The sequence below is a fragment of the uncultured Campylobacter sp. genome, from assembly GCF_937996225.1.
In the GTDB taxonomy this organism is placed as follows: Bacteria; Campylobacterota; Campylobacteria; order Campylobacterales; family Campylobacteraceae; genus Campylobacter_B.
In genome coordinates this window covers 20,478-34,947 of sequence record NZ_CALKTC010000012.1, presented here as the reverse complement: position 1 = coordinate 34,947, position 14,470 = coordinate 20,478, and the positions used below count along the sequence as shown (strand labels likewise).

General features: G+C 44.8%; 15 protein-coding genes. 9 read left to right on the top strand and 6 right to left on the bottom strand.

What is annotated here, in order from left to right:
* Positions 1 to 441 precede the first annotated feature (441 nt).
* From Q0174_RS01555 to Q0174_RS01515, 9 genes are all read left to right on the top strand, one after another.
* Entirely contained in the window at positions 442 to 1,119 is a 678-nt protein-coding gene (locus tag Q0174_RS01555) for a CsgG/HfaB family protein (RefSeq protein WP_005870708.1), read from the top strand.
* A gap of 9 nt (positions 1,120 to 1,128) precedes the next feature.
* Positions 1,129 to 1,623, top strand: coding sequence for a DUF4810 domain-containing protein (locus Q0174_RS01550; protein ID WP_298041217.1), 495 nt, complete (start codon positions 1,129 to 1,131; stop codon positions 1,621 to 1,623).
* The gene (locus Q0174_RS01545) at positions 1,620 to 2,300 is read left to right on the top strand and encodes a DUF799 domain-containing protein (protein WP_298041215.1); all 681 of its coding nucleotides are present in this window, start codon (positions 1,620 to 1,622) and stop codon (positions 2,298 to 2,300) included. The genes Q0174_RS01550 and Q0174_RS01545 overlap by 4 nt, the downstream gene beginning before the upstream one ends.
* An 18-nt stretch (positions 2,301 to 2,318) precedes the next feature.
* Complete coding sequence (locus tag Q0174_RS01540; RefSeq protein WP_298041213.1) at positions 2,319 to 2,777, top strand: DIP1984 family protein; 459 nt, start codon at positions 2,319 to 2,321, stop codon at positions 2,775 to 2,777.
* A 393-nt stretch (positions 2,778 to 3,170) separates the two neighbouring features.
* Positions 3,171 to 3,590 (top strand): hypothetical protein, encoded by a 420-nt coding sequence (locus Q0174_RS01535; RefSeq protein WP_298041211.1) that lies wholly within the window; start codon positions 3,171 to 3,173, stop codon positions 3,588 to 3,590.
* Positions 3,591 to 3,857, top strand: a complete 267-nt coding sequence (locus Q0174_RS01530; RefSeq protein WP_366112438.1) for a tyrosine-protein phosphatase — start codon at positions 3,591 to 3,593, stop codon at positions 3,855 to 3,857.
* Between the two features lie 517 nt (positions 3,858 to 4,374).
* Entirely contained in the window at positions 4,375 to 5,043 is a 669-nt protein-coding gene (locus Q0174_RS01525; RefSeq protein WP_298041209.1) for a hypothetical protein, read from the top strand.
* Positions 5,044 to 5,365: 322 nt separating this feature from the next.
* Positions 5,366 to 5,776 (top strand): hypothetical protein, encoded by a 411-nt coding sequence (locus Q0174_RS01520; RefSeq protein WP_298041207.1) that lies wholly within the window; start codon positions 5,366 to 5,368, stop codon positions 5,774 to 5,776.
* Complete coding sequence (locus tag Q0174_RS01515) at positions 5,773 to 6,042, top strand: hypothetical protein (protein WP_298041206.1); 270 nt, start codon at positions 5,773 to 5,775, stop codon at positions 6,040 to 6,042. The genes Q0174_RS01520 and Q0174_RS01515 overlap by 4 nt, the downstream gene beginning before the upstream one ends.
* Before the next feature lie 1,485 nt (positions 6,043 to 7,527).
* Here the strand turns inward: Q0174_RS01515 and Q0174_RS01510 are convergent.
* The 6 genes from Q0174_RS01510 to Q0174_RS01485 form a co-directional block, all read right to left on the bottom strand.
* Entirely contained in the window at positions 7,528 to 8,055 is a 528-nt protein-coding gene (locus tag Q0174_RS01510) for an NAD(P)H-dependent oxidoreductase (RefSeq protein WP_298041204.1), read from the bottom strand.
* Positions 8,056 to 8,339: 284 nt separating this feature from the next.
* Positions 8,340 to 9,683 carry an anaerobic C4-dicarboxylate transporter gene (locus tag Q0174_RS01505; RefSeq protein ID WP_298041202.1) on the bottom strand — a complete coding sequence of 448 codons (1,344 nt, stop codon included), beginning with the start codon at positions 9,681 to 9,683 and terminating at the stop codon, positions 8,340 to 8,342.
* A gap of 292 nt (positions 9,684 to 9,975) precedes the next feature.
* Positions 9,976 to 11,382, bottom strand: a complete 1,407-nt coding sequence (locus tag Q0174_RS01500) for an aspartate ammonia-lyase (protein ID WP_298041200.1) — start codon at positions 11,380 to 11,382, stop codon at positions 9,976 to 9,978.
* Positions 11,383 to 11,698: 316 nt separating this feature from the next.
* Positions 11,699 to 12,298, bottom strand: coding sequence for a DedA family protein (locus tag Q0174_RS01495; protein WP_298041198.1), 600 nt, complete (start codon positions 12,296 to 12,298; stop codon positions 11,699 to 11,701).
* A 233-nt stretch (positions 12,299 to 12,531) separates the two neighbouring features.
* The gene (locus tag Q0174_RS01490; RefSeq protein ID WP_005870679.1) at positions 12,532 to 13,356 is read right to left on the bottom strand and encodes a peptidyl-prolyl cis-trans isomerase; all 825 of its coding nucleotides are present in this window, start codon (positions 13,354 to 13,356) and stop codon (positions 12,532 to 12,534) included.
* A gap of 114 nt (positions 13,357 to 13,470) precedes the next feature.
* Positions 13,471 to 14,247 (bottom strand): MetQ/NlpA family ABC transporter substrate-binding protein, encoded by a 777-nt coding sequence (locus Q0174_RS01485; protein WP_005870677.1) that lies wholly within the window; start codon positions 14,245 to 14,247, stop codon positions 13,471 to 13,473.
* Positions 14,248 to 14,470 lie beyond the last annotated feature (223 nt).

Sequence of the window (14,470 nt, the reverse complement as noted above, 5' to 3'; positions counted from 1 at the left end):
ATGAGATCCTTTCAAATTTGAACTTCTATCGTTTTTAAGATCGATCCGGACTGCCCCCTCTTAAATTTTAAAATTTCGCAGGATTTGAATGCGCGCGCTTCGCCTTGCAAAATATGAGCCGAATTTTAAAAACATATCGTTTAAACTTTCCTAAATTTCCGCGCAACCGGATGAGTTTAAATTTAAATTGCGGCCGAACTTGCGTGCGGTTTTTTTATGGGCTTTTTAAAAGCGGCTTCGCATCGGCGAGCCTCTTTTAAAATTTACTTGCTTTAAAACGGCGCCGCCATTTGCGCGATCTTTATCAAATTTCCAAAGTTTTAACGCGACGTACTTTTACCGTTTTGTGAAGGAAAAAATTGATTAAATTTAAAACAAATCGCATCCGTTTTTTAAGAATTTCTTGCTATCATACGGAAAATTTTTCTTAAGGAGTAAAGAATGAATTTCAAAAAAACAATATCGGTTGCCGTTATTGCGGCTTCGGTGCTGGCGCTATTTAGCGGATGCGCGAAAGAAAGCTCTCGCGTAGTGCAAACCCCTACGGTAGCGAGTCTAAATACCAATTACTCTGGCGAGAGGATCGCCGTATCGGTAGGACGCTTTAACAACCAATCCTCTTACAACAACGGGGTGTTCTCCGACGGGGAGGACAGACTGGGCAACCAAGCGCAGACAATTTTGATCTCAAGCTTACAACAAACAGGACGTTTCTCGGTGCTTGATCGCACGAATATGCGCGCCATCAAAGAGGAAAGCGCAATCTCCAAAAGCGCACAAAACTTAAAAGGCGCCAGATACGTTATCACCGGCGACGTGACTGAGTTTGGCCGCAAGACGACCGGAGATCATCAGCTGTTTGGAATTTTAGGCAAGGGAAAGACCCAAACCGCGTATTCTAAAGTAAATTTAAACATCGTTGACGTCAGAACGTCCGAGGTGGTCTTTTCGACCCAGGGTGCGGGCGAGTACGAGCTGTCAAATCGCGAAGTGCTAGGTTTCGGCGGCACTGCGGGCTATGATTCGACGCTAAACGGCAAGGTGCTAAGCCTGGCGATCATCGAAGCGGTCAATAATCTCGTAAACGGCCTTGAAAACGGCGCGTTTAAAGTAAGATAAGGATTAAATTTGAAAGCGAGCAGCGCTTTTGCTCTTGCTGCTGCGGCCGTGATCTTTTGCGGCTGCGGCGGCGGGAGCCGGAATCAAATTTATTACTGGGACGGCAGCTACACGGACTCGACCTATCAGTATCTAAAGCAGGAAGGCGACGTAGGCGAGCAGATCGAAGCGCTTGAAAAATCTATCCAAAAGGCATACGAAAAGGGGCTCAAAGTCCCGCCGGGGCTTTATTCGCATCTGGGGCTTTTGTATCTAAGCGCGGGCAACGGCGCAAGGGCGAGGGAGAATTTCGAAAAAGAAGCTCAGGCTTTCCCTGAATCAAAGCCGTTTTTGACCTTCGTTACAAACCCCGCCGCGCTTAAAAAAGCTGAGGCTGCGGCCAAGCCCGGCGCTGATAAAGCCCAAGGATCAAGCGGACGCGAAGCCGTCAAAGCAGCCTCTGCAAAGCAAGGCAAAGCTGCCGCGAAACAGGGCGGCAAAACGAATAAAAAGGCTAAAAAATGAACAATAAAGCTCAAATAGCGATTTTTAGCGTATTCGTGGCGCTGTTTTTTAACGCGTGCGCTCTAAGCGAGCCTGAAATTTACGATTACTCGGCGCTTCAGCAGGCTAAGCCGCGATCGATTTTGGTGCTGATGCCGAGTAACGAAACAACCGAAGTGGACGCAAGCGCTGCTGTGCTTGCCAACGCGATCTATCCGCTAAGCGAGGCGGGCTATTACGTATTTTCGCCTGCGCTCGTGCATGAGACCTTCAAAAATAACGGAATTTACGAAGCGAGCGAGATCCAAAACATCTCTATGCACAAGCTAAGACAAATTTTCGGCGCAGACGCCGTGCTATACATGGACGTCGTCAAATACGGCACTTCGTATATGCTGCTAAATAGCGTAAGCGTCGTGGCGGTCAATGCCAAGCTCGTAGATCTGCGAAGCGGCGCGACGCTCTGGGAGGGCTCGGCACAGGTAAGCGACGACTCAAGCAGAGGCAGTAGCGATCTTGTAGGCATGCTGATCTCCGCGGTCATCAAGCAGATCGGCGATACCGTCTCTGACGCGGGATACAAGCTCTCTGCGAGCGCAGATGCGATACTACTGGGCCAGAACTGCAACAAATGCTTGCTTTACGGCCCGTATTCACCGCACTACGGACAAGATCGACAACTTGGCGGCGGCAAATAAATTTTAAAAAGGACGAAAATGAAACTGGCCGAGGCGCTGATACTGCGCGCCGACATACAAAAACGCATCGAGCAGCTAAAATCAAGGCTCGCGGATAACGCAAAGGTGCAAGAGGGAGAAAAGCCTAGCGAAGAGCCAAAGGCGTTGCTAGCCGAGCTGGATGCGCTCACGGGCGAGCTTGAGCGCCTGATAGTTCGGATAAATTTAACCAACTGCATCGCAAAAGCGGACGGCAAGAGCCTAACCGAGCTAATCGCCAAGCGCGACATACTCACGTTAAAAGCGGGCGCACTGCGTGCATTCGCACAAGTCGCCGCGCAAAAAGTGGATGCGTATTCGCGCAGCGAGATTAAAATTTTAAGCACGGTCGACGTCGCGGCGCTGCAAAAGCAGGTGGACGAGCTAGCTAGACAGATCAGGCAGCTTGATACGACGCTGCAAGGCGCAAATTGGCAGACCGATCTGATCGAAAGCTAAAAGCGTAAAATTTAGAAAAATTTCGGGTAAGTATCGCAAGAGGCGAGTACGAAACTCACCTGCAAAGCAGGTTTATGGCAGCGCTCGCGGAAACGGGCGCACCCCTTTTACGATTTATTTTCAGTAAATTTACAGGGGCAATGTAACTACGCAATGTAACTACCGCGTACTGATCTAGCGATACCAAGGGTGGGAACGGGGAAATTTTAAAACGAAATTTTAATTTTATCGGCGCGACTTGCGGGCTCGCGGCAAAATTTAGCGGCGATTTTGGCGGGTTTGACGCTCAAATTTTGCGTTAAATTTAGGCGCGCTTGCCATTTTGCATTTTGACCTGTCTAGCGTCAAATTTTACAAAAATCATAAAATTTAGCCAAATTTAAAGGATGAAATTTGAAATTTAAAACCCTTGCACTAGCGGCTGTATTTTGCTTTGCGACCGGCGTAAATGCGGAGCTTGTGACAGAAGCGAATTCCATAAATTTTAGAAAAACGAGCGACGCTGAGCAAAATCTCGCGGACGCAAAAGACGCCAAATTTCAAAACGCGCGATTTGAAAACGCAGGTACCGCAGCACGCGGCACAAACCCAAACTCATCGCAAAAAGTAACCCTCATCGACGAAGCGAAAAATTTCTACCGCGTGGACGAGCTGCTATTTCGCAGCGCTCAGCTTGATAGAAGCTACGCCGCAAAGCTGCACGAGCTTGGTATCAAAAGCATCGTAAATCTGCGTCATTTTAGCAGAGGCGGCGATAGAAGGGCATTTGGGGATCAATTTTGGCTCGCGAACAAGCCGCTTCAAAGCTGGTAGATAAAGCCCGCGCAGATAGCGGACGTCTTGCGCACTATTCGCAAGCGCCAAAAGGAGGGCGCCGTGCTCGTGCACTGCTATCACGGAGCCGATCGCACGGGGCTTGTGGTGGCGATGTACCGTGTGATCTATCAGGGCTGGAGCCTGGACGCCGCACGCAGCGAGATGATAGAGGGCGGATACGGCTTTCACTCCATGTGGCAGGATATCGCGGGCTTTTTGACGCCGCAAAACGAAGCGCTCGTAAGAGCCGAGCTTGGAATTTAGACTAAATTCTGTTTGTCCGCCCGCTCAAGCGGCGTGAAATTTGCAAATTTGAAGCGCGTGAGTTTGATTTAACAAAAGCTTGAGCGGCTTTAAATTTGACTAGAGCCCGGCGGGCTTAAATTTAAAGGCAAACTACTGCGGCAAACTACTGCGGCGAGTTATTGCGGCGGCGGAGGTATTTGCGGGCCGAGCCGCAGCGAGCCTAAATTTTATGGCGGCATAGTTTGAAAAGGAGTTTTGCGAGCTCGATAGACGGGCTTAAATTTAGTGCACCGCTTGCGCGATAAAATCACGCACTTTAAAATTTTAAAAACGGAGATTGCAAATGATACATCACTTTGCGTATCTGCTAGACTGAAAGGATGATTACTGGGCGATGGTGCCCAACCGCGAGCGTTTTGCATTCGCGCTAAACGGGCCCGTGGCGGATAATCAGAGCTTGCAGATCGCTACTACCTAGGCAGATACTCCTTTTTGGGAGCAGATTTTTGAGTGTGGGGATCTGCAGGAGCTTACCTTGCATCTTCCGAGCAAGGAGCAGATCGCCGCACTACCGAGACTTAGGCAGCTTAAGCGTTTGCGCATTACGAGGGTTCAAGTTAAAAATATCGACTTTCTTGCCGAGCTGCCGCTTTTGCAGGAGCTCGTTTTGGAATACGTATCGGGATTTTGCGATCTTTCGCCTCTGTGCGAGCTGAAAAACTTAAGATCGGCGCATTTTGAAAATTTACGCAGAGTGAGCGATTTTTCGGGGCTTAGCGGCATAGCCTCGCTGCGATATTTGTGTATTAACGGTACGCTGGATTGGGATCAGCCGATTGTAGATTTCGAGTTTCTCAAAGGCCTATGCGGTCTTGAAGTGCTAAAACTAACCTGGATAAAGTGTAAGGCCCCATATCCGGCGCTCTTGCCGCTCGCCGCTCTTAAAAATCTAAAAAAGATAAGCCTGTATCCGCACGCCTTTGCGCTGAAGGAGTATGCGCTTGCGCAGCTTATTTGCGAGGGCATAGAGGGTGCGCAAATGCCGCTTGCGGTGGAGTTTAAAGATACCGGCTATGTATATTTTCTGGGGCAAGGCTCGGGATACACCAAAATGGGGGCGAAAAACGAGCTGCAAAGGCGCGCGGAGTTTGAGCAAAAATTTGAGGCTTGCAAACGAAAGGCGCGAGAAATTTTAAATTTATAGGTATCGCTAAAATTTTACTCTTTGCGGCGAGCTAAATTTAAAACCGCAAATTTCTGCAAAAACAAAGAGGCCTTAAAATAGTAAAATTTAAGTCGTAAAATTTTACGCATTTTTCTACTTAAAATTCTCATACCCTTTTTTAAATATGCGCTCACGTCGACGCCGCGTACGTATAGCAACGAAAATCGGCTAAATTTAAAGAGCCCGATTTGCGCTTGCGGCGACGAGGCGCGTAAAACGCCGCAGATATTAGACAAAATATTCGTAAATTTAGCCAAAACGGAGTAAAATTTGAGCGGCAAATTTAGCAAAAGGAGCGATCGTGGAAAATTTATTGTTAGTGCAGTTGCGCGAGGCGCTACCGCAGGACATGCGCGTGCCAAGCGAACTTGAGGCGCTTTATGCGTGGATCGAAGCAAACGGCTTTTATGACGACGCGGGCGGGCGCAGACGCGGCTATCTCTACCCGCAGGATCGGCTACGGCAGAGCTGGAGCGACGATGAGCGCGAGGGCGGCACGGACATCGTATTTTTCACGGATGAGCCGAAAAATCGCGACGAAGAGCTAAGGTATTGGTTTTACGGCGAGGATCGCGAGCTTGCCGCGGAGATCAAGCAGCGGCTTTGCGTGTTCGCAGGCAGCGGCTCGGAAGGCTCGATGTGCGCGCTGTGGCTGGACGATGCGGGCGAGACTAGACCCCGCACATGGGCTCTGGCTCAGGCTCGAGCATGACCTGCGTTTTGGCTCGCAGCGGGCTTGATTTTTTGCGATTGCTCGCGGTCGGATACGATGAGATCTGCTGGGATGAGGATTTTAGCGCGCCGCCAAACAGCGACGACTTTATCGTGCATCCAAACGTAGAATTTCAGCAGTGGCTCAAGGACAGGTTTAAAACGACGATCCCACAAACCGCGCTTGAGCTCGTCACGCCCGCGCATTTGGACGACGAGAACCCAAGCGATGAGTTTTTGATCTGGGTAAATCGCGTCGCAGAGTAAAATTTAAAGCGGCTTTTGCGCCGCTTAATGAAGTATTGCGGGGTTTGCTTTTGCTGGAAACCTTGAAATTTAAGCTTTTGCTGGCTAATTTAAAAAGCGCAAATTTAATGGATATCTTTTTATTAAAATTTGGCGTCGGTATCTATATAGAAAAGCATTAATCATCTATTACTACTTCTGCTACTCTTAAAATTTTTAATAAATTTGCTCGATAGAATTTAACTCTTTACAGTGTGGGGGTAGAATTTTGCTGTTATCCGAAATAAGACGCGATAGAAAAGTTGGCACGTTTTTAAGAATCCAAATAAAAATTTAGCTAAATTCCGCGTGGATGAGCTGATATACCAAACGCATGGAAGTTCTGTCGGTTTATTAGCAAAGAACTGATTGAGACTAAATTCTAAAGCAAAAAACAAGGCTAAAAGCTTTTCGGTAGTTTTGGCGATAGGTTGTCTTTAAGTGTCGTATCAGAAAAATTGTGACCGCAGCGACGCAGGCAGCGCGCGCAGAGCAAAAAAATGGTGCGCATCTGTATCGGCGTAGCGTTTTTGGGCTTCATATGAAAGATCGTATTCAAACGATCCTGCTGTCAAATATCTACATAAATTACGGCGGATTTTTATCTAGGGTATGAGGGGGGCGAGCTACAAGGCATATCCAGCTAATACGTCTTTGCAGCTAGCTGTATGCAGGCATTTAAAGACGGAAAGTAAAAGCGAACAGGTTGAAATCTGAAAGCATTAATAGGCGCGCAATAGGCAAATTGCGCTCAGTGGCGAAGTGAGCGCAAACTTTTTGGCAGCTTTAAGCTATCTGCACGCGCGTAGGGTGGCAGGCGCTACTTTACTTTAAATCTCTTTTTGGATCTTGGGCTTGCACGCGCGCAGAGTAGCAAGCGCTAAGCAGCTCGGCGCGGAAGTATCGTATTTTGCACCGCTTTCGCAGTAACTCTCCTTGATACCTGCCAGCTGACGCACTTTCTAGCAAGATGAGTGATTGTTGTTTTGACATTGATGAGGATGAGCTTGGTGAGTGCAATACAAGCCCGGTAGCGTATAGTGAACGCGCGACTTTACGAGTTTAATATAATTTTAACGGAGAGTTTGAAGCAGTAGCTACGACGGGACATGCATAGTTTTTTAACGTCTTATGTAAATTTAAGACGAGTATTATTGCGAGCGGGTGCAAATTTTTAGGTAAAATTTTATGCTCATTGATTTTTATATGGCTGCACTAAAGCATGCTCTATACGGAAAAATTTCGTATAAATTTTTAACGTAAACTTTGCCCATTTAGGGGGAGAGGAGAAGGGAATAAAATTTTACGATCAAAAGGATGGGAGATTATGTCAGCAGGTTGCGTGTGCAACACAAAAATATCGATGCAGGAAGCGTATCGAGTAGTGTGGATGAAAAGATGATCTTCATCCGCCACTTTTTAAAATAAAATTTCGCGACTAAAAAAGCGATTTTGCCTTTGTAAATTTTAAAATTTTGCTAAAAATTCTTCGTATTTTTCTGCACTTTTTGCGATATATTCGCTATCTGGATGAAATGAAAATCCATAGCCAAAGTGGCACGGCAGCAGCTTGGCGCCTGTAAAATTCATAGCGCATTTAAAAGGCGTGATAACTTCCTCTATGTTAAATCCGATCGTGCCGTCTTTTTTATAGTTGTTTCGCTCGTCGCCGATAGTGATCGCTAGGGCGAATTCTTTACCTTTTAGCTTGTCGCCGGTGCTGCCGTAAGCCCAGCCGTAGGCAAATACATCGTCGAACCATTGCTTTAAAAGCGGCGGATAGCTGTACCAATAAAGTGGAAACTGAATGATAATTTTATCGTGGCTTAAAAGTAACTCCTGCTCGCGCGCTACGTTTATTTTGCCGTTCGGATAAGCGGCGTAAATTTCGTGAATATCAAATTTATCCGCTTGCTTTTTGGCTACCTCGCGCCACGCCTTGTTTGCGTGCGAGCTTGCCATATCGGGATGAGCGATGATGATGAGATTTTTCATATTTTATCCTTGTTTTAAATTTCTTACATTATATGTTTTTTGGCTGAAATTTTGATTTATCATCTAGCATAATATGGATATGAAATTTCAAATAAAATTTTTACTTCCACTCAAATACTACCGGAAGACTTGTAGTTTTTTGCATGCGATTAGAAGTTAAATTTATAAGCAAATACGGCAGGCCCCAAAATCGATAGAATTTTATCTATTAAATTGTATTAAAAATTTTAAATGGTATGAAAAATGCGCCGAAAAATTCGGCGCAAATGAAAGGAATACTAATCTTAGATTAGCGCAGGAGCTACGATAAATCCTAGAGCAACCGAAAGCGCAACCATAATGGTTCCCGGAAGGAAGAATGAGTGGTTAAATACAAATTTACCGACTCTAGTTGTTCCGGTATCGTCCATTGCGATCGCGCCGAGCGTCGTAGGATAGGTAGGGAGCACGAACAAGCCCGAAACGGCTGCGAACGATGCGACCAAGATCCAAATTTGACCGGAATTTTCAGGGCTAGTCATTCCAAGCGCGGCGGCAACAGCAGGCATCATAACCTTTGTGGTCGCAGCCTGTGAGTATAGCAAGCAGCTTAGGAAGTATAGCGCGACGGCTAGTACGAAAGGATACTGCGTAACGACGTTTTTAGCTACCTCTTTGATGCTGTCGATGTGACCGTTTACGAAAGTAGTACCGAGCCACGCGATACCGATGACGCAGATGCACGCATTCATACCGCTTTGGAAAGTGCTGGTAGAGAGCAGTTTGCCCGTATCGATCTTGCACAAAACAGCGATAAGAAAGCCGATAGTTAGCATAAAGCTGATGATCGCGCTATCTCTTGAAAGGATTGGTTTTTCCACCAAACCGACGCTCTTTGAGATCGCAAGCGCATAGCAAACGACGATCAAAACGCCGACAGCAAATATCGCAACCGATCTTTTCGCATAAGGCTTCGGCTCTTTATACTCCTCGGCTTTGATCTCGGCTACAAGACCTTTTGAAAGCCTCTCTTTGTAAACAGGGTCTTTTGAAAGATCAAGATCGTAGAATTTATTTACGATGAAAGCCGTGATGATCATAGCTACGAAGGTAGTAGAGATGCAGATAAACAAAAGTTTAGGATAGCTAACGCCTAGCTTCTCGCACAAGCCGCTCATGGCGACGAACGCCGCTGAAATAGGGCTCGCAGTGATCGCTACCTGAGATGAAACGACCGAGAGCGCAAGAGGAGCGGAAGGTTTGATGTTCTGCGTCTTTGCGACCTCGACGATAACCGGGATCATAGAAAATGCAGTATGTCCGGTGCCCGCAAGTATCGTAAGTAGATAGGTAACGATAGGCGCTAGGAAGTTGATCTGCTTAGGATTTTTCCTTAAAATTTTAGATGCTACCTGAACCAAATAATCAAGTCCGCCTGCGACTTGCAGCGCCGTAATCGCGGAGATTACCGATGCGATAATTAGAATAACGTCAATCGGGATATCCTTCATATCGACCTTCATACCCAAAATGGCTAGGATGACAACGCCCAAGCCGCCTGCATAACCGACGCCCATGCCGCCTAGCTTAACGCCTAGGTAGATGCCGCCTAGCAAAACGATAAATTGCAATATCACCATAAAGTCCATTGCAAAACTCCTTATAAAGTAATTTTTTTAACGGCGCGCAGAATTCTAAAGATTTCAGCAGGTAAAATCCGAATTATCTTTATAATTCAGTGGTCGGAATTCTATGCGGAATTTTATCCTAAAATTTCGCAAGTGGAATTTTACTCCACGGAAGCTAAATCTAACTTGATGAAATTCTGCATCTACGGAATTCTGCACGATCAATCTTATCTATATTATAATAGAATTCTACTTTGTGGAATTTCGCCTATTAAATTAACCGACGAAATTCCGCGCCGCACCTAGTTTGGAACTATTTTTTGCTCATATGTGGGTTGAGCATAGATTTAGGCTCTAGGATCTTATCGATCTCCTCTTTTTTCAAATATCCGCGCTCTAGGCAGATTTCGCCGACAGATTTTCCGGTCTGAAGTGCCTCTTTGGCGATACTTGCGGATTTCTCGTAGCCAATGTAAGGATTAAACGCCGTAACGATACCGACGGAATTTAACACCGATTTTAGGCAAGCTTCAGGGTTTGCTTTTAGGTGTTTGATAGCTTTTTCAGCTAGTGTATTCATCGCATTTTCCAAAAGCACGATCGAGTTAAATAACGCATATGCGATGCCAGGCTCAAACGCATTAAGCTCGAATTCTCCGCGCTCTGAGCAAAGCATAATCGTAACGTCGTTGCCGATAACCTCGTAGCAAGCCTCGCCTACGACCTCGGCGATGACTGGGTTTACTTTGCCCGGCATGATGGAGCTGCCTGGTTGCATCTTAGGAAGCTCGATTTCGCCTAGTCCGCATCTAGGACCGGAGTTCATAAGACGTAGGTCGTTTGCGATTTTACTTAGGCGGACGGCTGCTGTTTTTAATGCGCCACTAACGTGGACGAAGTCCGCAGTGTCTTGCGTAGCGGCGATGAAATCCTCTGCGGCTTTAAATTTAACGCCGGTGATTTCGCCTAGTTTTTTCTCGACTACGTTTTTGTAATCAGGGTGGCAGTTGATGCCCGTACCAATCGCCGTAGCGCCCATATTTAGGTAAGTCATCGACTCTCTAGCGGCTTTGATAAGCGCGATATCGGTTTTGATGTAAGTAGCAAAAGCGTTGAAAGTGTTTCCAAGAGTAGTAGGAACGGCGTCCTCAAGCTCCGTCCTTCCCATTTTGATGACATCTTTGTATTCTTTGGCTTTAACTTCAAGCTCTTTTTTCAAATTTTCCATAGCTTTTAGTAGATCGGTTAGCTTGGCGTAAGCGGCGACTTTGATCGAGCTAGGATAGGTATCGTTGGTGCTTTGACCCAAATTTGTGTGGTCGTTTGGATGAAGGAATTGGTATTCGCCCTTTTTATGTCCCATACTCTCCAAAGCTATGTTGGTGATGACCTCGTTGGTATTCATATTCGTCGAAGTTCCGGCGCCGCCTTGGATCATATCGACTACAAATTGATCTCTGAACTCTCCTGCGATGAGCCTGTCGCAAGCTTTTGCGATCGCATCGGCTTTTTGTGCGTCTAGGACGCCGACCTCTTTATTGGCTAGTGCAGCTGCTTTTTTGATTTGCGCAAATGCTTTGATAAAAAACGGATAGTCTTTGAGCGCTCGTCCGCTTAGATGGAAGTTCTCTAGTGCCCTAAATGTTTGCACACCGTAGTAAAAATCGTCGGAAATTTCTAATTCACCGATGAAATCGTGTTCTTTTCTGGTCTTTGCCATAATAAGTCCTTTCGTTGAAATTGTTAATGGAATTTTAAAGCTTTTAGTATTAAAAGCAGCTTAAAACGTAACGAAAAATTAAAATTTAGAAATTAGTATGATTGTTTAAGACTTTAAATAGAATTTTACTTAAAAAATATTTTGGAATTCGATACTAAGGCATAATTGCACTTTAACAGAAATATCGTATCGCACGCAGATTATGAAAGTGAAATTATAAAAATTCTTGTTTAGCTTAAATTATAATTTGAAAAATTTGAAGTTAAAGGAGGTAAAGGCGGAATTTTTCATTGTATTTGTATTTACTGGCGTGGAACTATTTTTTGCGTTTTATAAAATAAACATATAGAAGCGAGATTATAATGACGATGGCGAACAAAGCGATCGTAATTAGATGCAGATCTTGCTTGATTAGCTCCTCGTTTTCGCCGATGAAATATCCTAAGCTCATCAGTATTAATGTCCAAATCGCAGCTCCAAGCCCGGTAAATAGCACGAAGCGCGCGACATTCATCTTTGCAAGCCCCGCAGGAAGGCTGATGTATTGACGGATGCCAGGGATTAGGCGGCAGTTAAACGTTGAAATTTCGCCATGGCGGTTAAAAAACGCTTCGAATTTTGCAAATTTCTCCTCGGTGATGCCTACGTATTTGCCGTATTTAGCGATAATCTTACGTCCAAAAAAGTAGCATAGATAGTAATTAAACAGCGCGCCGGTAATGCTACCACCAAGCCCACAAACAAATGCCGCAACAAAGCTCATCTGCGATTTTGAGGCCAGATAGCCCGCAGGGATCATCACGACTTCACTTGGGAAAGGAAAGAAGCTGCTTTCTAAAAACATCATCACAAAAACGCCAAGGTATCCCCAGCCCGCGACAAATTCTACGATAAAATTTACGATATTAGAAAGCATTTGAATTCCTTGATTTAATGTGTAAAAACCAGCTGCGCTTAAAATTCCGCAAAATTTAACATCGGCAGAGCGAATAAGTTTAGAATTTAACAATCCGGCGATACAAGAGTGAGCTTAAAATTTCGCGAAATTTAGCGTATATAAAACAAAGGCGCGGGCTAAAATTTATCCCTGCAAGTTGCGCCGCAGCGAACTTGCATATAAATTTAATAGCCTCGCGCCTTAAAATTAAACTATTTTGCGTATTCGATGTTTAGTTTGCCGAATAGCTCATTAGCCTTGTCATCGATTTTTTTGTTTACTTTGCTTGGAAGTAGCTGATTTTTGATGAGATCTTTTACCTTTTCAAACGGCATAGTCTCGGCCTTTTTGCTGCTTTCTTTGTAGATTACATGATATCCGAATTGTGTCTTTACCGGCGTTTTGCTCATCTCACCATCTTTTAGTGCAAACGCTGCTTTTTCAAACTCCGGCACCATCATCCCTTTGCCAAAAGAGCCCAAATCGCCACCGTTTTCTTTCGCACTTGGATCGATTGAAATTTCTTTGGCTAGCTTATTAAATTCCTCTTTTAAATTCTCTTTTTTGACTTTTGATAGCTTCGCAATCGCGTTTTTAGCAGCCTTTTCGTCTGCTACTAAGATATGACTTGCGGTAACGGAATCTGGTTGCATGAAATTCTGTTTATTTTCATCATAAATTTTTTTAGCTTCCTCGTCGCTGACGCTTACGTCTTTAGCTTGCTCGCGTTGCCATAGATTAAATGCAATGCCATCTTTAGCAAGCTCTAGCTGATGTTTATATTCGTCGCTGTTTTCAATACCTGATTTTTTCGCCTCTGCGATTAGAAGTTTGTATTTGATTAGATCATCGATTAGTTTTTTCTTCTCATCGGCGGTCGGTTCCTGTCCGCCGTGCTGCATACCTTGAGCTAAAAACGGTGCGACATCCTCATCCGTAATAGTGATATTTGCGTCTTTTGCAGTAGCTAAAACGCCTGCATTAAGCGAAGATATAGCCATAGCGGCAACAAAGCTGAAAGATAAAATTCTTTTCATTATTTTTCCTTTATTCGGTAAATTTCGCGCAATTATAAAAAAAGATAGTAAACAAAATAGCGAATGCTAGCAAATTCGGCGCGAATCCTGCGCCGAATTTTAAAAAGAGGGGAGTTAAAACGACGGGATGATTGCGCCTTTATATTGCGTCTCGATAAATTTTTTCACTTTCTCGCTTTGAATCGCTTTATCTAGCGCCTTGATTTTAGGGCTGTTTTCGTTGCCTTCTTTAACGCTAATAACATTTGTATAAGGGTTGCCCTCAGCCTTTTCTAAAAATAGCGAATCTTTGATCGGGTTTAAATTTGCGTTAAAGGCAAAATTTGAGTTGATGACTGCAATATCGACATCGCCCAGGGTGCGTGGAAGCGCGGCGCCTTCAAGCTCTAAAATTTCTAAATTTTTAGGGTTTTTCGTGACATCTAACGGCGTGCGAAGCTTGGCGTTTTGATCAACTTCGATGAGCCCTGCGGCTACGAGCAGATCAAGAGCGCGGCTTTCGTTAGTCGGATCGTTCGGCACGGCAACTTTGGCACCGTTTTTAAGATCTTTTAAATTTTTAATCTTATGGCTGTAGATGCCCATCGGCTCTAAATGTACGCCCACGGTCGCTTTTAACTTCGTGCCTTTGTTGGCGTTAAATTCCTCCATATACGGCACGTGCTGGAAAAATCCGGCATCCACGTCGCCGCTATCGGTAGCGAGGTTCGGGGTTACGTAGTCGTTAAAAACCTTGACCTCAAGATCGTAACCTTGGGCTTTTAGATCAGGCTTGATCTGCTCTAAAATTTCGGCATGCGGTATCGGAGTAGCGGCGACTACGATTTTTTCGGCAAGAGCGAAGCTGACGACGCTGGCGCTAAGAAGCGAAGCGAGAAGAAATTTCTTCATATTTAATCCTTTTGGTTAAAATTTCGCGGTATTATAGCAGGTAGAATTTTTAATGTCAAGTGTTTTTATATGATTTTTTAAAATTTTATCTAAAATATTCTAAAATTCGATATTTATATATATATTTAAATACTACATTTTATTGTATAATGCAGAATTGGCACGCTTTAATGAGCGCTTTACATAAATTCCGCTAAAATCGCAAAATTTAAAATTTTAAAAA

What these genes read in the sequence shown, in the direction of transcription:
- Q0174_RS01555 (WP_005870708.1), top strand. Translation starts at nt 442, where the DNA reads ATGAATTTCAAAAAAACAATATCGGTTGCCGTTATTGCGGCTTCGGTG.
- Q0174_RS01545 (WP_298041215.1), top strand. Translation starts at nt 1,620, where the DNA reads ATGAACAATAAAGCTCAAATAGCGATTTTTAGCGTATTCGTGGCGCTG.
- Q0174_RS01540 (WP_298041213.1), top strand. Translation starts at nt 2,319, where the DNA reads ATGAAACTGGCCGAGGCGCTGATACTGCGCGCCGACATACAAAAACGC.
- Q0174_RS01515 (WP_298041206.1), top strand. Translation starts at nt 5,773, where the DNA reads ATGACCTGCGTTTTGGCTCGCAGCGGGCTTGATTTTTTGCGATTGCTC.
- Q0174_RS01510 (WP_298041204.1), bottom strand. Translation starts at nt 8,055, where the DNA reads ATGAAAAATCTCATCATCATCGCTCATCCCGATATGGCAAGCTCGCAC.
- Q0174_RS01505 (WP_298041202.1), bottom strand. Translation starts at nt 9,683, where the DNA reads ATGGACTTTATGGTGATATTGCAATTTATCGTTTTGCTAGGCGGCATC.
- Q0174_RS01500 (WP_298041200.1), bottom strand. Translation starts at nt 11,382, where the DNA reads ATGGCAAAGACCAGAAAAGAACACGATTTCATCGGTGAATTAGAAATT.
- Q0174_RS01495 (WP_298041198.1), bottom strand. Translation starts at nt 12,298, where the DNA reads ATGCTTTCTAATATCGTAAATTTTATCGTAGAATTTGTCGCGGGCTGG.
- Q0174_RS01490 (WP_005870679.1), bottom strand. Translation starts at nt 13,356, where the DNA reads ATGAAAAGAATTTTATCTTTCAGCTTTGTTGCCGCTATGGCTATATCT.
- Q0174_RS01485 (WP_005870677.1), bottom strand. Translation starts at nt 14,247, where the DNA reads ATGAAGAAATTTCTTCTCGCTTCGCTTCTTAGCGCCAGCGTCGTCAGC.